Raw genomic sequence first — 18,683 nt, 5'->3', positions numbered from 1 at the left:
GCGAAGGCCCGGCGGTGCGGCGCGCCGTGGTTGGGGCCGGGACCGCCTGCCGATCGGATCTCCGCCTGCTCATACGTTCAGCAGCAGGTGCTCGCGTTCCCAGGGGCTGATGACCTGCAGGAACTCCTTGTATTCGTTCCGTTTCACGGATTCGTAGACAGAACAGAACTCTGGCCCAAGCGCCTCCCGGATCGCCGCGCTCTCGGCGAAAATGTCGAGCGCGTCGCCGAGGTTCGTCGGCAGTTCGTCATCGCCCATATAGGCGTCGCCCGTGCATTCCGGCCGCGGCATCTTCTTCTCGACCAGCCCGAGGTAGCCGCAGACCAGCGAGGCGGCGATGCCGAGGTAGGGGTTGCAGTCCATCCCGGCGAGGCGGTTCTCGATCCGCCGCGCCTCGGGCTCGGAGATCGGGATGCGCAGCCCCGTGGTGCGGTTGTCGCGGCCCCATTCGAGGTTGATGGGTGCGGCGAAATCCGGGACGTAGCGGCGGTAGGAGTTCACATAGGGCGCCAGCAGCGCGATGACCGCAGGCAGGTAGGTCTGCATCCCCGCGACGAAATGCAGGAACGCCTCGGTCTCCGACCCGTCGGGATTGGAAAAGATGTTCTTGCCGGTCTTCGCGTCGACCACGGAATGGTGCAGGTGCATTGCCGATCCCGGCTCGCCCTCGATCGGCTTGGCCATGAAGGTGCCGAAGCAGTCGTGGCGCAGCGCCGCCTCGCGGATCAGCCGCTTGAAGTAGAAGATCTCGTCGGCCAGGGCGACCGGCGCGCCGTGGTTGAGGTTGATCTCCACCTGGCCCGCGCCGCCCTCCTGCAGGATACCGTCGATCTCGAAGCCCTGGATCTCGGCGAAATCGTAGATGTCGTCGATCACCTTGCCGTATTCGTCGACGGCGGACATCGAATAGGCCTGCTTGGCCATGGCGCGGCGCCCGGTGCGGCCCATCGGCGGGATGATCGGCTGGTTCGGGTCGATGTTGCGGGCGACGAGGAAGAACTCCATCTCCGGCGCCACCACGGGGCGCCAGCCCTTCGCCTCGTAGAGCCCCAGCACGCGCTTGAGCACGTTGCGCGGGGAATAGGGGATCAGCACGCCCTGCTGGTCGCGCGCCTCGTGGATGATCTGCAGCGTGTAATCCGCCGTCCAGGGCGCCGCCGTGGCGGTGGAGAGGTCAGGGACCAGCACCATGTCCGGCTCGGTGAAGGCGCCCACCGGGTTGTCGGCCCATTCGCCGGTGATGGTCTGCAGAAAGATCGAATTCGGCAGGTAGAACTGCGGCTGTTTGGCGAATTTGGACGCCGGCATCGCCTTGCCGCGGGCGACGCCCGCGATATCGGCGATGATGCATTCCACCTCGTCCAGCCGGCGCCCGCGGATATAGTCGCGGGCGGCATGGGGGAGCTTCTCGATCCAGTCCGGCATGGGGTCCCTTTCGGTCTAGCCTCTGGGGTGTTTGAAAAATTCGCCGATCCGGGCGGCGATCGCGCCGGCGGCGAGCGGGGTGCCGAGGCGCGCCTCGGCGGCCGCGAGCTGGGCCTCGGGAACGACGCCCTTGCCGCGGGTCTTGATCAGGCCGCTGACGAAATCGTCGGCAAATTCGGGATGGGCCTGAACGGTATAGGCGCGGTCGTCATAGACCAGCGCCGCATTCTCGCAGAATGGGGAGGAGGCGACGCGCGTCGCGCCCTCCGGCAGTTTTGTCACCTGGTCCTGGTGCCAGGCGTTCAGCGTCAGCGTCTCTCCACCGAAGTCGTAATCGGTCGGACCGACCGACCAGCCGCCGTGGAACTTCTCCACCTTGCCACCCAGCGCCTGGGCGATGATCTGGTGACCGAAACAGATCCCGACGAGCGGGACATGCGCGTCATAGACGGCGCGGATGAAGGTCTCGAGCGGCTTGATGAACGGCAGATCCTCGTAGGCGCCGTGGCGCGATCCGGTGATCAGCCAGCCGTCCGCCTCGCTGGGCGATGCGGGAAAGTCCATCTCCATCACCTTCCAGGTGCGGAAGGTGAAGCCCTGCCCGCCGAGGAGGCGCTCGAACATGGCCGGGTAGTCGCCCGCTTCCGGACGAAGGGCGTCAGGCGCCTCGCCGGTCTGAAGTATTCCGATCCGCATGGGGTGCTCTGAATGGTTGTTTCGGCGAGGGTAATCCGGCCCGGGCGGGCCGGCAAGGGGGGAGAGGGCGGGGCGTTTGCCGGCCCCATCCGGCGCCTTTTCGCACGCGCGCCGCCCCGTCAGACAGTGTCGAGATAGACCTCGATCTGCTCCTCGGGCGACAGTTCGGCCATGTAGTGGCGCTCCTGCCGCTTGGTCAGAACGAAGTTCCGGATCAGCTCCTCCGGCAGCAGCCGGGCGATCACCGGGCTGCGCTCGAACATGTCGATCGCCTCGTCCCAGGTCGTCGGCAGCTGGGGCAGCGACAGCGCATAGGCGTTGCCGGTGATCGGGGCGGGGGCCTCTAGCTTGTCCTCCATCCCCATCAGCGCGGCGCCCAGGATGGTGGCCAGCATCAGGTAGGGGTTCACGTCGCCGCCGGAGACCCGATGCTCGATCCGCCGTGCCTCGGCGCTGCCCGACGGGATGCGGATCGCCGAGGTCCTGTTCTCATAGGCCCAGCAGATGTTGTTGGGCGCATGCGCCTCCGGCACCAGCCGGTCGTAGCTGTTGGCATGCGGCGCGAAAAGCAGCGTCGAGGGTTCCATCGCCGTCAGGCAGCCCGCCACCGCGTGCCGCAGCGCGTCCGACCCCTTCGGCCCACCGTCGGAGAAAATGTTGCGTCCGCTCTCGTCGAGCACCGAGAAATGGGTGTGCAACCCGTTGCCGGAGTAGTCCGGATAGGGTTTGGCCATGAAGGAGGCGGCAAAGCCGTGCCGCCGCGCCAGCCCCTTCACCAGCATCTTGAAGAGCCAGGCGTCGTCGGCGGCCTTCAGCGCGTTCTCCGTATGCATCAGGTTGATCTCGAACTGGCCCAGCCCGGCTTCCGAGATCGCGGTGTCGGCCGGGATGTCCATCGCCTCGCAGGCGTCGTAGAGATCGGTGAAGAAGATGTCGAATGCGTCGAGCGCGCGGATCGAGAGCGTCTCGGCCGCCTTCCTGCGCTTGCCCGAGCGGGGCGAGACCGGGGCCTGAAGCTTCTTGCCGCTGTCGTCGATCAGGAAAAATTCGAGCTCGGTCGCGACAACCGGGGTCAGGCCCCGCTCGGCGTAGCGCTCGACCACGGCGCGCAGCGCATGGCGGGGGTCGCCCTCGTAGGGCGCGCCCGTGTCGCGGAACATCCAGATCGGCAGCAGCGCGGTGGGCGCCTCGAGCCAGGGCATCGGCAGGAAGCCACGCTCGGTCGGGCGGAGCACGCCGTCGGCATCGCCGCTGTCGAAGACCAGCGGGCTGTCCTCGATATCCTCGCCCCAGATGTCGAGGTTGAGCACCGACATCGGAAACCGCGTGCCTTCGCTGACCACCTTGTCGGCGAAGCGGGCGGGGACGCGCTTGCCGCGCGCCTGGCCGTTGAGGTCGGCTGCGGCCACGCGGATTGTGCGCACCTCGGGGTGCTTGTGGAGCCAGGTCTTCATGTCTGTCATGGGATTTCCCGCCGGGTCTGGGCCGCTCTGGGCCGAAGGCGCAACCTCGATGACAGGGCGCGTCCCCGTCCGGGAAGGTCCCCGGGCCGGTCCTGAAGGAACCGGCGGGCGGGGTCTCGGGCGGGGGCGGGCGCGGTCAATTTCAGCACGAAGTGGTTGCGGATCACCGCAGTAAGGCCGGGATTTCGGCGAAAGGCAACGGGGAAGGCGCCCGAAGCGCGCGCGCAGGCTGCTTTTGCCAAAAAGGCAGGCATGACAAAGCACAGCGCCCGCCGGTTTCGGCGCTCATGCGCTACCCGGCGGCGCCCATGTGCCGCGCATCGGGCAAGCGGGCTATGGCCCGGGCGGCGTCGGAACGGCGAGGTACTCCGCCGCCGGGATCCGCACGATCTGCCGGATCATCAGGGCCTCGCGCATGTCGGGGGCGAGCGCTTCGAGCGCCTCGCAGAGTGCTGCGAATCCCGCCTCGGCATCGGAGCCGGGACCGGCGATCAGCGCCTGGCCCGGGGCGCTGTCGGTGCGTCCGATGACCTTCAGCGCGCCGGTGAGGTCCGGCTCGTGGCGGTTCAGCATCGCCCAGGTGATCGCATCGATCGCGGCGATGTCGGCGCGGTCCCCGGCCACCGCATGGGCGCTGTCGCGATGCGCGCCTGTCTCGAGTGTGCCCGGGAAGCGGAAGCCGCGCTTGCCGGCCCAGATCTGCGGCGCAGCCCAGCCGGAATGGCTGTCGGGCTGGTTGTAGGCGAAGCGCCGGGTGGCGTAATCCTCGGGATCCTCCGCAGCCTCGCCCGCCCGCACCACGAAGAGCGAGCGGTAATGGCCCGGCGGCGTGTCCTCCAGCCCGTAATCGGCGGTTGCCAGCAGCGTCACGCGGTCGTGGAGCCGGGTGCGGAACGGCAAGCCGCAGGTCTGGCCCAGAACCAGCTCCGGCGCCTGCCAGCCTTCCATCAGCCCGATCTCGCGGTCGAGCGCGTCCGGCGCCGCGATCCCGCGCGCGCGCAGCGCATCGCGGACGGCCGCCCAGAAGGCATCGTTCGCCGGCTGCTGGCCGGGCATATCGTACATCGGCAGAGCGGCGATCATTTCAGCCGGGCCTCCACGCGCTGGCGGGCGAGGTTGGAGTCGCGGTCGTTGATGCCAAGGAGATTGGCGAGAAGCCGCAGCAGCGAATCCTCCTCGCCGTCACGGTGGCCATCAGCGAGTACGACCGACCACAGCGCCTCAATCACGCTTTCGCGGTGGTCGTAGTCGACCGCCTCCTTGATCGCGCGGGTGAAGCGGACGGTGTCGGGGGCCTGCGCCTCCAGGTCCTCGGCCCGGTGGCGCAGGTCGATCGCATCGAAGGGCGAAAGCCCGTATCGGGCGGAAAGGATGCGGTCGATCCGGTTGATCTCTGCATCGGAATAGTCGCCGTCCACCCGGGCGATGCGCACCATCAGCGCGGCGAGCGCAAGGCGCGCGTCGGGCTGGCTCAGCGGGCGCGGGTCGGGGGCCAGAAGGCCGCGAAGAATGTCACCGATCATGGATCACGGTATAGGGAGCGCGCGGCCCCCGGCCAAGGGGGGGCGCGTGCGATGACGCGGAAATGACTGCAGTTGCGGCGCGTTCAGCCGTCATATCCCTCGATGATGGCCAGATCGCCGTCCGAGGCCGGATCGCGCAGCGCCTTGGCCGCCTGGTATTCGGGGCTGGCGTAGCAGGCCCGCGCCGCCTCGATCGAGGGGAATTCGAGAACCACGCCCCGGGCGCGCAGATCTCCCTCCATGACCTCCTGCGCGCCGCCCCGGACCAGGAAGCGCGCACCGTATTTGGCGAAGGCCTCGGCATTGGCCGCGCGGTAGCGCTCGTAGGCGGCGGGGTCGGTCACGTCGACATGGGCGATCCAGTATCCCTTTGGCATGGCTCTTCCCCGTTACGGCATGGCAAAGGCGCGTTCGGAGACGCGGATCAGCCCCTCCGACATGCGCACGGCCGCGCCGCCGATACGGATCGCGGTCGGGCCATCGGCATCCGCATCCACCGACAGCGTGATCTCCGAGGGCCGCCCCATCTCCACCCCCTGCATCAGGCGGAAGTGGGTCGTGCCCGGCGGGACAAGCCCCGCCGCATGCAGCGGACCCGAAAGGATCGCGCTGGCTGAACCCGTCGCCGGATCCTCGGGAATGCCGTGGGTGGGCGAGAACATGCGGGCCTGGAAATCTACTCCGTGCCCGTTGGTGTAAAGGTATCCGCTGTCGACCCCGGCGGCCTGCATCATCTCCGACCAATGCGGCTCGCAGGGCCGCGCGCGGGCCAGCGTCGCGCGGTCGCGGATGGGCAGGTAGAGGAACTTAGGCCCGCCCTGCCAGGTGCCGATCGCGTGGCCCGGCAGTCCGATGTCCTCGGGGGCGAGGCCCAGCGCCCGCGCCGCCATCTCCGGGGCGACCGTGCCGGACAGGGCCTCCGGCAGGACCGGCGCAGTGAACTCGGCCCGCGTCTCGCGGCCCTTGCGGGTGACGGTGACGGGAACCAGCCCCGCCTCTTCCTCCAGCCGGATATGCCGGGTGAAATCGCCCTCGCCCTCGGCCAGCACCGCCAGAAGCACGGCGCAGCCCACCGTCGGGTGACCGGCGAAGGGAATCTCGGCACTGGGGAAGAAAATCCGCACCTTCGCGGTATTGGCCGGATCGCGCGGGGCCTGAACGAAGATCGTCTCGCTCAGGTTGAATTCGCGCGCGATGGTCTGCATCTGCGACGGGCTCAGCTCGTCGGCGCCCAGCACGACGGCCAGCGGATTGCCTGCATAGGGACGCGTCGTGAAGACGTCGAGCGTGTGGAATGTCAGCATCGGATCCTCTCTTCTCGCCGACCATATCCTAGGCACCGGCGCGGTCAGGGCAAGGGGGCGTTCTCGGGCCGGCCGGCCCGGCAGGTGGGGGCAGGGCTCTCAGCCCCGCGCGATGGCGCGGCCGAGGCGGGCGATGCCCTCGTCGATCTTCGCCTCGTCGGTGGACGAGAACGACAGCCGGATGGCGTTGCCGTTGGAGCCGTCGGCATAGAAGGCCCGGCCCGGCACGAAGGCGACCTTTTCCGTCTTCAGCGAGGCCGCCAGCAGATCCGCCCCGTCCATCTGGGCCGGCAGTGTCACCCAGACGAACATGCCGCCTTCGGGCCGCGTCCAGCTCACCCCCTCCGGCATCTCGCGGGCGAGGGCGGCCAGCATATGGTCGCGCCGCGCCTTGTAGGTGGCGCGCAGACGCTCGACATGCGGGGCGAAGACCGTTCGCGCCACGCGGTCGACGACCATCTGGTTGATCGTCGAGGAATGCAGGTCCGCCGCCTGCTTCATCAGCACGAGCCGCCCGATCACGTCCCGGGCGCCGCAGATCCAGCCCACCCGCAGCCCCGGCGCCAGCGTCTTCGAGAAGGAGCCGCAATAGAGCGTCCGGCAGGCCTCGATATCGCCGCGCCGGGCGATCTCCAGCGCCAGGATCGGCGGGATCGCCTCGCCGTCGTAGCGCAGCGACTGGTAGGCGGCATCCTCGATGATGGCGATGTCGAGCGTCTCGGCTAGGTCGATCAGCCGCTCGCGTGCGGCGCGGTCGGTGGTCTGGCCGGTCGGGTTGGCGAAATCGACCGAGAGATAGGCGAATTTCACTGCCCCGCCGTGGGCCTCGGCCTCGGCGCGGATGTCCTCCGCCGGGCGGTTCCCGGCCGGGTCGAGCCTGGCATAGACCGGCTCGTAGGCGTTGAAGGCGCCAAGCGCACCAAGATAGGTCGGCCAGCCGACAAGCGCGGTGTCGCCCGGCGAGAGCATCAGCTTGCCGAGGTAGTCGAGCGCCTGCTGCGAGCCGGAGGTGATCAGGATGTTCTCCGCCGCGCAGGGCACGCCGATCCGCGCCATCTCGCCCGCGATCCACTCGCGCAGCGGCCGGTATCCCTCCGAGACGGAATACTGCAGCGCCGTGCCGGGATCGGCGGTGAGGGCCTCGTCATAGGCCGCGCGAAACGCCTCGGCCGGGAACAACGCCGGATCGGGAATGCCGCCAGCGAAGGAGATGATCTCGGGCTGGTCCAGAAGCTTCAGAAGCTCGCGGATCTCCGATGCCTTCATCCGCGACATCCGCGTCGCGAACACCCCGTTCCAGTCCATTCTGCCAGCCCCTTCCCAGATGCCGGCGCAAGCTGCTCCCGCGACGATATTAAGTCAAGATGCATGACCTAAACAGGGGCGCCTGCGGCATCAGTATTTCGGTGGGACGTAAAGCTCCCTGGGCAGCACCGCGCGTTCGTAATGCGGGTTGAAGACGCGTTCGGGCAGGTGGACCTCCTCGTGCTCCACCGGGCCATAGGGGATCTGCGACAGGAAATGCGCGATGCAGTTCAGCCGCGCGCGCTTCTTGTCGTTGGCCGGGACGATGTACCACGGTGCCTCGGGGATGTTGGTGCGGGCGAACATCTCCTCTTTCGCCTTGGTGTACTGCTCCCAGCGCACGCGGGACTGCAGGTCCATCGGCGAAAGCTTCCACTGCTTCAGCGGGTCGTGAATGCGGATCAGGAAGCGCATCTGCTGCTCTTCGTCGGTAATCGAGAACCAGTACTTGATCAGGCGGATGCCAGAACGCAGCAGCATCCGCTCGAACTCCGGCACGTCGCGGAAGAAATCCTGCACCTGATCCTCGGTGGCAAAGCCCATCACCCGTTCGACGCCCGCGCGGTTGTACCAGGACCGGTCGAAAAGGACGATCTCGCCCCCCGCCGGCAGGTGAGAGATGTAGCGCTGGAAATACCATTGCGTCTTCTCGCGGTCCGAGGGCGCGGGCAGCGCCACGACGCGGGCGACGCGGGGGTCGAGGCGCTGGGTGATGCGCTTGATGACCCCGCCCTTGCCGGCGCTGTCGCGGCCCTCGAAGAGCACGACCACCTTCTCGCGCCGGTGCTGCACCCAGTCCTGCAGCTTGATCAGCTCCGCCTGCAGATGCAGCAGTGCAGAGAAATAGCTTGCCCGGTCCATCGCGTCGGGATGCTTGGTGCGGTAGATCCGCGCGATCTCGCGCGACAGCGCCGCGTCCTCCAGCTCCAGCTCGTAATCCTCGTCGATCGTGTCGGCGAGCTCGGCATCCAGCCAGTCGCGCGCGCCGTCGGGCGCACCTTCAGGCGGGGGAGGGTCGTCGGGCTGGGACATAAGCGGCACTCCGGTCCGTGAACGGCCGTCTTAGAACAAAGCTCCACGACGGTTCCGTGACGCTACACCGGATCGGGCGGGCCGGGGCAGGGGATTCCACTCCGCAGGACCCCGGGACCCCGCGCTCACTTCAGCCCAGTCACCTCCAGCATCCCGCGCCGCCGGGCCTCGTAGTAATAGCCGCGCGAGTACCACATGATCGCCCGGTCCTGGTTCTTGTTGGCCACCAGCCAGGCGCCGCGCAGGTATTTCACGCCATAGGTCAGGTTCACCGCCGGATCGAGCAGCCCGCGCGCCGGGCCGCTGTAGCCCATCGTGCGCGCGGTCTGCGGCAGCAGCTGCATCAGCCCGTAATAGGGGCCGTTGCGGGCGCGGGGGTTGTAGCTGCTCTCGCGCCGCACGACCCGGTGGACAAGGCTGACCGGCACCCCATAGGCCCGCGCCGCCTTGGCGATCAGCGCGTCCATCTCCGGCGTCTCGCCTGCGACATGGGGAAGGGCGGTCGGCGCGGGTTGCGTTTCGGGCACAGGCGCGGGCGCGCAGGCCGCCAGCCCGAGGGCGGCGGCGAGAAATGCTGAAGCAAGGCGCGCTCCCATCAGGCCCTCCGGTTGACCGGGTCCTGATAGCGGCTGAGGCGGAAGCCGGGAAGGCCCGATCGCGCCCGGCACCGGCAAGGGGCTGCCGATGGGCGGGGCCTTGCCGGTTCGGGCGGCTCAGAAATGGACCGCGACGGAGAGGTTGAAGATCGCCTTGACGTCGCGCCCCGCCGGCACCGTCGTCAGCCGGTACTCGGTGCGGCCGACCTGCGCCGACAGGCTGAGCGCCGCCATCGGGATGAAGCCCGCGACATTCGGGATGCCGTAATCCTGCTCGAGGCTGGCGGAGAGCTTGCGGTAATAGCCGATCCCCCCCACAGCGCCGAGATGGATCTCGGCCGGTCCGAGGCGGCCGATGTCGTAGCGCACGCCGAACATCGCGATGGGCGAGACTTCCTTGTAGGAATTGTAGAATACCCCGCCCTCGGCGAACCAGTCGAACCGCGGGCGCGGGCCGGGCCAGATCCGGCCGTAAGTCAGGCCCGGGTTGAAATTGTTGAGGTGAACGTGGCCGATGTGGACGGAGCCGAGGATGATCCCGACATACTGACCGGTCTGATGCTGGCCCGTCCCGTTCTGTCCGGGCCCGTTCCAGCCGCCGCCCTGCTGGCCGCTTTCCCGCGGCCCCGTAAATCCGACCGCCCCGGCAGGCGCGGCCGATGCCGCAAGCAGAAGCGCCGCGGCCGGCGAGGGCCAGCCGCGGCCGACCCTCATTTCGGCCCGATCATCATCACCATCTGGCGGCCTTCGAGCTTCGGCATGTTCTCGACCTTGCCGAGCTCGCCGACATCGGCGGCCACACGGTTGAGAAGTTCCAGGCCAAGCTGCTGGTGCGCCATTTCGCGGCCGCGGAACCGCAGGGTGATCTTCACCTTGTCGCCGCCCTCGAGGAACTTGAGGACCGAGCGCATCTTGACTTCGTAGTCATGCGTGTCGGTGCCCGGGCGGAACTTGATTTCCTTGATCTCGATGATGTGCTGCTTCTTGCGGGCCTCGGCCTCGCGCTTCTGCTGCTCATACTTGAACTTGCCAAAGTCCATGATCTTGCAGACCGGCGGCGTGGCGTTCGGCGAGATCTCGACCAGATCGAGACCCACTTCCTCGGCCAGCATCATGGCGCGGTTCGGGGTGACGACGCCTAGGTTTTCGCCTTCCGCCCCGATGAGGCGGATCTCCGGGGCCCGGATGCGGTCATTGACGCGGGGTCCGGTGTCGCGTTGCGGCGGGGCGTGGTGCGGTCTGCGGGCTATGGCGTGAGTCCTTTTTCACTGCGGTTGCTGGCGCGCAAAATAGCCACGCCGCATAAGGGTTTCAACCGGATTTCCCGTGACACCGGCGGGGTGTTGCACAGGTCCCCGGCGCGGGCTGCCGTGCGCGGCGCTTTCCTTCGGCGCGCGGCTCTGGCAGAACAGGGCGGGGTCGGGGGATGCCGGGGCGCGGGGATGCGTCCCGGGCCGGTCCTTGGAGAGTGGTGAATGAAGCGGTTTCTGGCAGCGGCGACCCTCGCGGCGGCGGCGCTCTGCGTGGCCGTGGTGGTGGTCGAGGACGGGCGCGCATCCGCCCCCGCGCGGCCCGCTTCGACGGGCGCGGCCACACCGGTCCGGCCGGCGGCCAAGGCTGCGGCGGACAAGGCGCCCTCCTGGAAGGCTGCCGATCTCAGCCAGGACGAGATCAAGACCCGCATCGCCCGCGCCGACATCGCCGAAACCGACCGCCTGGCCCTGATGACAGCCTTCAAGCATGCCGCCGGCGATGCGGCACAGCTGCAATCGGTCCTCGACAAGCTGCGCATGGCCATCGCCTCGAAGAAGAAGGAATAGCGCTGGCTGCCGCGCCTGGCCCCGTTTCCACCGGCGCGCGCCACCCCGGGGCCGTCGCGCGGCTCTCAGGCCTTGCCCCCGGATCCCGCCACCCAGCGCTCCGCCTCCGCCAGGTCCTCTGCCGTGTTGACGTTGAAGAACGCCTCCGGCCCGTCGCCCGGGTCCGGCACCTCGCAGATCACGGCACCCGCCGCGAAGGCCCAGTCCTGCACCCGGCGCGAGCCGCCCCTGGCCAGCCAGTCCGCCAGCCCCGGCCCAAGCCGCGTGGGCCAGAGCCCCACCACCGGCTGCAGCCCGGAGGCCGAGCGCGCCATCACCGGCCGCTCCCCGTCCGAGGCTGCCCGGAGCCGCGCCACCAGATCCCGCGGCAGGAACGGCGCGTCGCCGGGCGCGGTCAACAGCCAGTCCGCGCCAGTCGCCTCCGCCCAGCCGAGCCCGGCAAGGATCCCGGCCAGCGGCCCGGGATGGCCCGCGACCGTGTCAGCCAGCACCGGCAGCCCGAAGCCTTCGCAGCCCGGTGCGTTGGCGTTGACCGCAAGCCGCCCCAGCTGCGGCGCGATCCGCGCGATCACATGGGCGAGCATCGGCTTTCCGGCCAGCAGCCGCAGCCCCTTGATCCCGCCGCCCATGCGGGAGGAGAGGCCGCCGGCAAGGATCAGCCCGGCAAGCTCGGGTCCGGCTGGGGCAGGGGTGCGGGACGCGGTCATGGGGCCTCCTAGCACCGGCGTCCTCCGCCTTCAAACGCCGCGCAGGCGGTGAGGGCGGGGCGCCTCCGGCGGGGGAGTATTTGGGCCAGGAAGGCCCGAGAAGATCCGGCGCTCAGCGGCGGTGCCGGGCTGCGAGGCGCGGCAGCATGGCCGAGAAATCCTTGCCGCGGCCGTCTTCGGCCTCGACGAAATCCGCGTAGATCCGCGCCGCCAGAGCACCCATGGGCGTGTCGGCATCCGCGCCCTCCGCCGCCTGTTGCGACAGGCGGAGATCCTTCAGCATCAGCTCTGCCGCGAAGCCGGGACGGTAGCCGTTGTCGGCGGGGGAGGTCGGCCCCACGCCGGGCGCCGGACAATAGCTGTTCATCGACCAGGACGCGCCCGAGGAGGTGGAGACGACATCGAACATCTTCTGGCGCTCGAGGCCCAGCTTGTCGGCCAACGCGAAAGCCTCGCAGGTCGCGATCATCGTCGCGCCAAGGATCATGTTGTTGCAGATCTTCGCCGCCTGGCCCGCGCCCGAGGCGCCGCAGTGAACCGCCTTCTGGCCCATGACATCGAAGAGCGGCGCCACGCGGGCGAAGGCTTCCGCCGTGCCGCCGACCATGAAGGTCAGCGTGCCCGCCGCGGCCCCGCCGATCCCGCCCGACACCGGCGCATCGAGCGCGCCGAGCCCCGCGGCGCGGGCCTCCTCCGCCACCGCGCGGGCGCTGTCGATATCGACCGTTGAGCAGTCGCAGAGCGCCGCGCCCCGCGCCATCGCCGGGATCGCCTCGGCCGCCACGCGCCGCAGGATCGCGCCGTCGGGGAGCATGGTAAGGACGACCTCGGCCCCGGCGGCGGCCTCTGCGATCGAGGCCGCCTTGGCCACCCCCGCGGGCATCGGCGCCGCGATGTCGAACCCCGCCACCTCGTGCCCCGCCGCCGCAAGATTGGCCGCCATCGGCGCGCCCATGTTGCCGAGGCCGATAAAGCCGATCCGCATGGTCAGTCCTCCCCGAATGAAAGTTCCTCGTCGCCGAGCGGGGCGCGCATCTCCTCCGCCCGCGCTTCCGCCGCCGCTCCGGTGATCTGCCAGCGCGGGCTGCGGTCCTTGTCGATCACGGCGGCGCGGATCCCCTCCAGCAGGTCCGAGCGCTCCACCGCGCGATGGGTATAGCGGTATTCCGCTTGCAGCGCCCGGCGCAGGTCGGGCGCGGCCCGCTGGGCGCGGACCATGGCAAGGGTGCAGGCGGCCGAAAGCGGAGAGCCCGCCTCGATCAGCCCCAGCGTGGCGGCCGCGAAGTCGGTGCCCGCGCCGCGCAGCGCGGCAAGGATCGCGGCCAGGTCCGCGCCGGCAAAGAGCGTGTCGATCTCCGCCTGCCGTGCCGGCAGGGTGCCTTCGGGCGGGGGGGCGGCGAAGCTGTCGAGCGGCGCGATGCTTCCCGCCTCCGCAAGCGCGGCGATCAGTGCGGGCCAGTCCGCCTCCGGAACGAACCGGTCGGCGAACCCCGCGTAGATCGCGTCGCCTGGACCCATCCGCGTTCCGGTGAGCCCGAGGTAATCGCCCGCAAGACCCGGCGCGCGGCCCAGCAGATAGGTGCCGCCCACGTCGGGGATCAGCCCGATCGCGCATTCCGGCATCGCCATCTTCGTGGTCTCACCCACCACCCGGGGATGGCCGTGGCAGCCGATCCCGACCCCGCCGCCCATCACGTAGCCCTGCATCAGGCTGACCACCGGTTTCGGGTATTCCGCCAGCCGCGCGTTCATCACGTATTCCTCGCGCCAGAAGGCGCGCGCGCCGGCCGTGGCCCCGGCTATGCCTTCGCGGTAGACGCTGGCAATGTCGCCCCCGGCGCAGAAGGCGCGCTCCCCCGCCGCGTCGATCACCACCAGCGCCACCGCGGGGTCGCCCGACCAGGCCACCAGCGCATCGTCGAGCGCCCGGCACATCGGCGCGTCGAGCGCGTTGAGCGCCTGCGGCCGGTTCAGGGTGATCCGGCCGATCCGCCCCTCGATCCGGGTCTCGATCTCCGCCATCACGCGCCCTCCACCAGCGAACGGGCGATGATGACCCGCATGATCTCGTTCGTGCCTTCAAGGATCTGGTGGACGCGCAGGTCGCGCACGATCTTCTCGATGCCCGTGTCCGCCAGGTAGCCGTAGCCGCCGTGCATCTGCAGGCAGTCGTTGGCGACGGCGAAGGCCGCGTCGGTCACCATCAGCTTCGCCATGGCGCAGTATTTCGTGGCCTCGGGGCCGGCGCGGTCCAGCTCCCAGGCCGCGCGGCGCAGGAAGGTGCGCGAGGCGTGCAGCTTCACCTTCATCTCGGCGAGGCGGAACTGCAGCGCCTGGAAGGCTGCCAGCGGCTTGCCGAAGGCATGGCGGTCGGCCATGTAGCGCAGCGTCGCGTCGAAAGCCGCCTGTGCCCCGCCCAGCGCCGAGGCCGCGATGTTGAGCCGCCCGCCGTCGAGCCCGGCCATCGCATAGGAAAACCCCCGGCCCTCCTCGCCCAGCAGGTTTCCGGCCGGCACAGCGCAGCCGTCGAACTGGACCTGACGGGTTTCCTGCGCGCGCCAGCCCATCTTGTCTTCCAGCCCGCCGAAGGACAGGCCCGGCGCGCCGGCCTCCACGATCAGGGCAGAGATGCCCCGCGGCCCGTCACCCCCGGTCCGTGCCATGACGATATAGGCATCCGAATAACCGCCGCCGGAGATGAAGGCCTTGGTGCCGGTCAACGCGTAGCCCTCGCCGGTGCGCTCCGCCCGGGTCCGCAGCGCCGCCGCGTCCGAGCCCGATCCTGGCTCCGTCAGGCAGTAGGAGAAGATCGTCTCCATCGCGCAGAGCTTCGGCAGCAGCCGCGCCTTCAGCTCCTCCGAGCCGAAACGCTCGATCATCGCGCCGCACATGTTGTGGATCGACAGGAAGGCAGAGACGGCGGGGCAGGCCATGGCCAGCGCCTCGAAAACCAGCGTCGCGTCCAGCCGTCCAAGCCCGCTGCCGCCATAGTCTTCCGAGATGTAGAGCCCGCCGAGGCCCAGCTCCGCGAGCTTCGGCCAGAGCGTCCTGGGGATCGTTCCGGCCTGCTCCCAGGTGCGGGCATTCGGCGCGATCTCGGCCTGGCCGACGTCCCTGGCCATGTCGAAGATAGCCTGCTGTTCCTCGCTCAGCGCGAAATCCATCTTTTCCCCCGGTTCACTCGAACTCAGGCTCCAGATCGGAAAGCCTGAGCCCGGTCAGGCCCAGAAAATCAAACGCCGCCGTCTCGTTGTCCACGACCCGGGCGACGAAGTGGTCGAACGGCTCCCAGGGCCGTGCGGCGAAGGCCGCGGCGAATTGGGACATCGGCGTCGGGGCGAGGAAGGCCATGAGAACCTGCGGCTCGCTTCCCAGGAACGCTCCCGCCATTTCCGCCTGCAACCCGGCCAGGCCGGTGAAGTCGCGCTCCATCACCTCGATCCCGCCCATGTCGATCAGCTGCTTCTGGCCGGGCCGGAAATCGGGATGGCGGAGATAGTTGCGTAAAGCCTCGAGGCTTTCGGCAGGCCAGATATGGCCGTAGAGCCTGACGTAGACGAGCCCGTGCTTGGGCAGGATGCGGAAGCTTGCCGGCATGTCTCTCCCAGTCGGCCTGCGCGGCCGCCAGCTTCTGACAAACCACGCCCACGCTCATCTATCAATCCTGCGCCGGCGGTGACGGTGCGTGCAGGGTCGGACGGGATGCGGGATGGTCCCCGCATCCCGTGCGGGTTCAGTCCATCGCCTTGAAGTGGAACTCGCCGCCTTCCTTGATGCCCGAGAACCACCGCTGGGTGACGGTCTTGGTCCGCGTGTAGAAGCGGAACGCGTCCGGCCCGTACTGGTTCAGGTCGCCGAAGGCCGATTTCTTCCAGCCGCCGAAGGTGTGGTAGCTCAGCGGCACCGGGATCGGGAAGTTGATCCCCACCATGCCCACGTTCACCTTGTTGGCGAAATCCCGCGCCGTGTCGCCGTCGGCGGTGTAGATCGCCGTGCCATTGCCGTAGGGATTGTCCTTCACCAGGGTGAGGGCATCGTCGTAAGTCTTTGCCCGCACGGTGGAAAGTACCGGCCCGAAGATCTCTTCGCGGTAGATGTCCATCTCCGGTGTGACATTGTCGAACAGCGAAGGGCCGACGAAGAATCCGCTCTCGTAGCCCTGCAGCTTGAAGCCCCGGCCGTCGACGACCAGCTTGGCGCCCTGCGCCAGGCCGCTTTCGACCAGCCCCTCGATCCGCGCCTTGGCGGCGGCGGTGATGACGGGGCCATAGTCGATGTCGTTGCCCGCGGTGTAGGGGCCGACCTTCAGCTTCTCGATCCGCGGCACCAGCCGCTCGATCAGCGCGTCGGCGGTCTTCTCGCCCACCGGAACCGCGACCGAGATCGCCATGCAGCGCTCGCCCGCGGCGCCGTAGCCCGCGCCCACCAGCGCATCCGCAGCCTTGTCGAGATCGGCATCCGGCATGATGATCATGTGGTTCTTCGCGCCGCCGAAGCATTGCGCGCGCTTGCCGTTCGTCGCCGCCCGGCCATAGATGTACTGCGCGATCGGGGTAGAGCCGACGAAGCCCACCGCCTGCACCGTGTCGTTGTCGAGGATCGCGTCGACCGCCTCCTTGTCGCCGTTCACGACCTGCAGCACGCCATCGGGCAGGCCCGCTTCCTTCAAGAGTTCGGCCAGCCGAAGCGAGGTCGAGGGGCAGCGCTCCGACGGTTTCAGGATCATCGCGTTCCCGGCGGTCAGCGCCGGTGCCATCTTCCATAGCGGGATCATGGCGGGGAAATTGAACGGCGTGATTCCGGCAACGACGCCAAGGGGTTGGCGCATGGAGTAAAGGTCGATGCCGGGGCCCCCGTCATTGGTGTATTCACCCTTGAGCATGTGGGGCGCGCCCATGCAGACCTCGACGACCTCAAGCCCGCGCTGCACGTCGCCGCGCCCGTCCGGCAGCGTCTTGCCATGCTCGCGGCTGACGAGTTCCGCCAGCTCGTCCATATGCTTGTTGATGAGATCCCCGAAGGCCATCATCACCCGGGCGCGGCGCTGCGGGTTGGTCGCGGCCCATCCCTCCTGCGCGGCGGCGGCGGCGGCCACGGCGGCGTCCAGCTCGGCCACGGAGGCCAGCGGCACCTTCGCCTGAACCTCGCCCGTGGCGGGGTTGAAGACATCGGCGAAGCGGCCCGAGGTGCCCTTCACGTGCTTGCCGTTGATCCAGTGGGTGAGTTCGGTCATCTCTGTCTCCTCCATGAGGTCTAGCGCGGGTTGGGCGCACCATAGGCTTGCGTTTTTGCCCGGAAAAGGGGCAAGTTTCCAAAAGCGTTTTGCAATCCTGCAAAGCTTTCGAGCGCCGGGCGGAGCCCTCATGGCAGACTGGGACGACCTGCGTATCTTCCTTGCCGTGGCGAGGTCCGAAAGCCTCAGCCGCGCCGGCCGGGTGCTGAAGATCGATCCCGCCACCGTCGGCCGCCGCGTTGCCCGGCTGGAAGAGGCGCTCGGCGCACGGCTCTTCACCAAGTCGCCGCAGGGCTATGCGCTGACCGACGAGGGCACGCGGCTTCTGGCCCATGCCACCCGCGCCGAACAGGCCATGACCGGCGCGATGGAGGAGCTGCGCGGCGCGCCGGGCCAGCTTTCCGGGCAGATCCGCATCGGCGCGCCGGACGGCTGCGCCACCTTCGTCCTGCCGCAGGTCGTGGCCCAGATCTGTGACGAGAACCCGGGGCTGGAGGTGCAGATCGTGGCCCTGCCACGGGTCTTCAACCTCTCGAAACGCGAGGCGGACATGGCCATCGCCGTCAGCCGGCCCGAGGCCGGGCGGCTGACAGTGCAGAAGATCACCGACTATCACCTGCACCTGGCCGCGAGCCGGGATTACCTGGCCCGCCACGCGCCGATTGCCACGCCCGCAGACCTGCGCCAGCACCGCTTCGTCGGCTATATCGCCGACATGATCTTCGACAAGGAACTCGACTACCTGGGCGAGGTAGGCGCAGAGACGGTGCCGCTCGCCTCCAACTCCGTCACCGTGCAACTGAATTGGGTGCGCGGCGGGGCGGGGGTGGCCGTGGTGCATGACTTCGCGCTCGCCGGCGCGCCGGAACTGGTGAAGGTTCTGCCCGGGGACGTGGCGCTGAAGCGGGCCTTCTACCTCATCCGCCATGCCGACGACCGCAGGGTGGAGCGTCTGAACCGCTTCGCTGATCTCCTCGCCCAGGGTCTCCGCCGGGAAGTCGCGCGCCTGGAAAGCGTGACTTGACAGAAATGTGATCGGGGCCGACCCTGTCCTTTCCCCTTGGAGGAGGAGGCATCAGCATGATCGTGCAGGAGATACTCAACGGCAAACCCTCGGCCGAAGTGGTCACCGTTCCGCCCGGAAGCACCGTCGCAGAGGCGGTGGAACTGCTCTCGGCCCGGCGCATCGGCGCGCTCATCGTCTCGGAGGATGGGCGGCACGTGGCCGGCATCCTGTCGGAGCGGGACGTGGTGCGCGAACTGGGGCGCCAGGGCCCGGGCTGTCTCTCGCTGCCGGTCGAGGAGCTGATGACCGCCGAAATCGTCGGCTGCAACCGCGAGGACAGCGCCGAAAGCGTGCTGGAGCGGATGACCGAGGGCCGCTTTCGCCACATGCCGGTGATGCATGCGGGCGCAATGGTCGGCATGATCTCGATCGGTGACGTGGTGAAGGCGCGGCTCCAGCAGCTTTCCATGGAACGCGACGCACTCGAGGGGATGATCAAGGGCTACTGAGGCCCGCCGCGGCATTGAGCCCCTTGCGTTCCGGAGCGCAATATTGTTGCGTGCGCCGGAGCAG

At 68.8% G+C, this 18,683-nt stretch carries 21 protein-coding genes; 3 read left to right on the top strand and 18 right to left on the bottom strand.

Annotation, left to right across the window (positions count from 1 at the left end):
- Positions 1-69: 69 nt before the first annotated feature.
- From EIP85_RS15945 to infC, 12 genes are all read right to left on the bottom strand, one after another.
- Positions 70-1,425: a glutamine synthetase family protein gene (locus tag EIP85_RS15945; RefSeq protein WP_127903212.1), complete on the bottom strand. Its 1,356-nt coding sequence runs from the start codon at positions 1,423-1,425 to the stop codon at positions 70-72.
- A 15-nt stretch (positions 1,426-1,440) separates the two neighbouring features.
- The gene (locus EIP85_RS15940; RefSeq protein ID WP_127903211.1) at positions 1,441-2,121 is read right to left on the bottom strand and encodes a type 1 glutamine amidotransferase; all 681 of its coding nucleotides are present in this window, start codon (positions 2,119-2,121) and stop codon (positions 1,441-1,443) included.
- A 119-nt stretch (positions 2,122-2,240) separates the two neighbouring features.
- On the bottom strand, positions 2,241-3,575 hold the full coding sequence (locus tag EIP85_RS15935) for a glutamine synthetase family protein (RefSeq protein WP_127903273.1): 1,335 nt from the start codon (positions 3,573-3,575) through the stop codon (positions 2,241-2,243).
- A 342-nt stretch (positions 3,576-3,917) separates the two neighbouring features.
- Positions 3,918-4,667: a phosphate/phosphite/phosphonate ABC transporter substrate-binding protein gene (locus tag EIP85_RS15930; protein ID WP_127903210.1), complete on the bottom strand. Its 750-nt coding sequence runs from the start codon at positions 4,665-4,667 to the stop codon at positions 3,918-3,920.
- Positions 4,664-5,107: a tellurite resistance TerB family protein gene (locus tag EIP85_RS15925; protein WP_127903209.1), complete on the bottom strand. Its 444-nt coding sequence runs from the start codon at positions 5,105-5,107 to the stop codon at positions 4,664-4,666. The genes EIP85_RS15930 and EIP85_RS15925 overlap by 4 nt, the downstream gene beginning before the upstream one ends.
- An 83-nt stretch (positions 5,108-5,190) precedes the next feature.
- Positions 5,191-5,484 (bottom strand): DUF1330 domain-containing protein, encoded by a 294-nt coding sequence (locus EIP85_RS15920; RefSeq protein ID WP_127903208.1) that lies wholly within the window; start codon positions 5,482-5,484, stop codon positions 5,191-5,193.
- Positions 5,485-5,496: 12 nt separating this feature from the next.
- The gene (locus EIP85_RS15915) at positions 5,497-6,411 is read right to left on the bottom strand and encodes a PhzF family phenazine biosynthesis protein (RefSeq protein ID WP_127903207.1); all 915 of its coding nucleotides are present in this window, start codon (positions 6,409-6,411) and stop codon (positions 5,497-5,499) included.
- Positions 6,412-6,510: 99 nt separating this feature from the next.
- The gene (locus EIP85_RS15910; RefSeq protein ID WP_127903206.1) at positions 6,511-7,716 is read right to left on the bottom strand and encodes an aminotransferase-like domain-containing protein; all 1,206 of its coding nucleotides are present in this window, start codon (positions 7,714-7,716) and stop codon (positions 6,511-6,513) included.
- Between the two features lie 90 nt (positions 7,717-7,806).
- The gene (gene ppk2, locus EIP85_RS15905) at positions 7,807-8,748 is read right to left on the bottom strand and encodes a polyphosphate kinase 2 (protein WP_127903205.1); all 942 of its coding nucleotides are present in this window, start codon (positions 8,746-8,748) and stop codon (positions 7,807-7,809) included.
- Positions 8,749-8,873: 125 nt separating this feature from the next.
- Positions 8,874-9,344 carry a lytic transglycosylase domain-containing protein gene (locus tag EIP85_RS15900; protein ID WP_127903204.1) on the bottom strand — a complete coding sequence of 157 codons (471 nt, stop codon included), beginning with the start codon at positions 9,342-9,344 and terminating at the stop codon, positions 8,874-8,876.
- A gap of 117 nt (positions 9,345-9,461) precedes the next feature.
- Entirely contained in the window at positions 9,462-10,058 is a 597-nt protein-coding gene (locus EIP85_RS15895) for a hypothetical protein (RefSeq protein WP_127903203.1), read from the bottom strand.
- A complete protein-coding gene (gene infC, locus EIP85_RS15890) occupies positions 10,055-10,531 on the bottom strand; it encodes a translation initiation factor IF-3 (RefSeq protein ID WP_479681301.1) in 477 nt (158 codons plus the stop codon). The genes EIP85_RS15895 and infC overlap by 4 nt, the downstream gene beginning before the upstream one ends.
- A 288-nt stretch (positions 10,532-10,819) precedes the next feature.
- Here infC and EIP85_RS15885 point away from each other — a divergent pair, with 288 nt between their 5' ends.
- Positions 10,820-11,164, top strand: coding sequence for a hypothetical protein (locus tag EIP85_RS15885; protein WP_127903201.1), 345 nt, complete (start codon positions 10,820-10,822; stop codon positions 11,162-11,164).
- 65 nt (positions 11,165-11,229) lie between these two features.
- Here EIP85_RS15885 and mobA read toward each other — a convergent pair whose 3' ends face one another.
- The 6 genes from mobA to EIP85_RS15855 form a co-directional block, all read right to left on the bottom strand.
- Entirely contained in the window at positions 11,230-11,871 is a 642-nt protein-coding gene (gene mobA / locus EIP85_RS15880) for a molybdenum cofactor guanylyltransferase MobA (protein WP_127903200.1), read from the bottom strand.
- 112 nt (positions 11,872-11,983) lie between these two features.
- The gene (gene mmsB / locus EIP85_RS15875; protein ID WP_127903199.1) at positions 11,984-12,856 is read right to left on the bottom strand and encodes a 3-hydroxyisobutyrate dehydrogenase; all 873 of its coding nucleotides are present in this window, start codon (positions 12,854-12,856) and stop codon (positions 11,984-11,986) included.
- A 2-nt stretch (positions 12,857-12,858) separates the two neighbouring features.
- Complete coding sequence (locus EIP85_RS15870) at positions 12,859-13,893, bottom strand: enoyl-CoA hydratase/isomerase family protein (RefSeq protein WP_127903198.1); 1,035 nt, start codon at positions 13,891-13,893, stop codon at positions 12,859-12,861.
- Positions 13,893-15,035 carry an acyl-CoA dehydrogenase family protein gene (locus EIP85_RS15865; RefSeq protein ID WP_127903197.1) on the bottom strand — a complete coding sequence of 381 codons (1,143 nt, stop codon included), beginning with the start codon at positions 15,033-15,035 and terminating at the stop codon, positions 13,893-13,895. Before EIP85_RS15865 ends, EIP85_RS15870 begins: the two co-directional genes overlap by 1 nt.
- A gap of 13 nt (positions 15,036-15,048) precedes the next feature.
- On the bottom strand, positions 15,049-15,468 hold the full coding sequence (locus tag EIP85_RS15860) for a hypothetical protein (RefSeq protein WP_127903196.1): 420 nt from the start codon (positions 15,466-15,468) through the stop codon (positions 15,049-15,051).
- Between the two features lie 136 nt (positions 15,469-15,604).
- The gene (locus EIP85_RS15855; protein WP_127903195.1) at positions 15,605-17,104 is read right to left on the bottom strand and encodes a CoA-acylating methylmalonate-semialdehyde dehydrogenase; all 1,500 of its coding nucleotides are present in this window, start codon (positions 17,102-17,104) and stop codon (positions 15,605-15,607) included.
- A gap of 130 nt (positions 17,105-17,234) precedes the next feature.
- Between EIP85_RS15855 and EIP85_RS15850 the strand changes: the two genes are divergently transcribed.
- Both EIP85_RS15850 and EIP85_RS15845 read left to right on the top strand, forming a co-directional pair.
- Positions 17,235-18,128 (top strand): LysR family transcriptional regulator, encoded by an 894-nt coding sequence (locus EIP85_RS15850; protein ID WP_127903194.1) that lies wholly within the window; start codon positions 17,235-17,237, stop codon positions 18,126-18,128.
- Between the two features lie 56 nt (positions 18,129-18,184).
- On the top strand, positions 18,185-18,619 hold the full coding sequence (locus tag EIP85_RS15845; RefSeq protein ID WP_127903193.1) for a CBS domain-containing protein: 435 nt from the start codon (positions 18,185-18,187) through the stop codon (positions 18,617-18,619).
- Positions 18,620-18,683 lie beyond the last annotated feature (64 nt).

The organism is Solirhodobacter olei (assembly GCF_004010155.1).
Taxonomy (GTDB): Bacteria; Pseudomonadota; Alphaproteobacteria; order Rhodobacterales; family Rhodobacteraceae; genus Solirhodobacter; species Solirhodobacter olei.
This window is presented reverse-complemented; position numbering and strand designations above follow the sequence as displayed.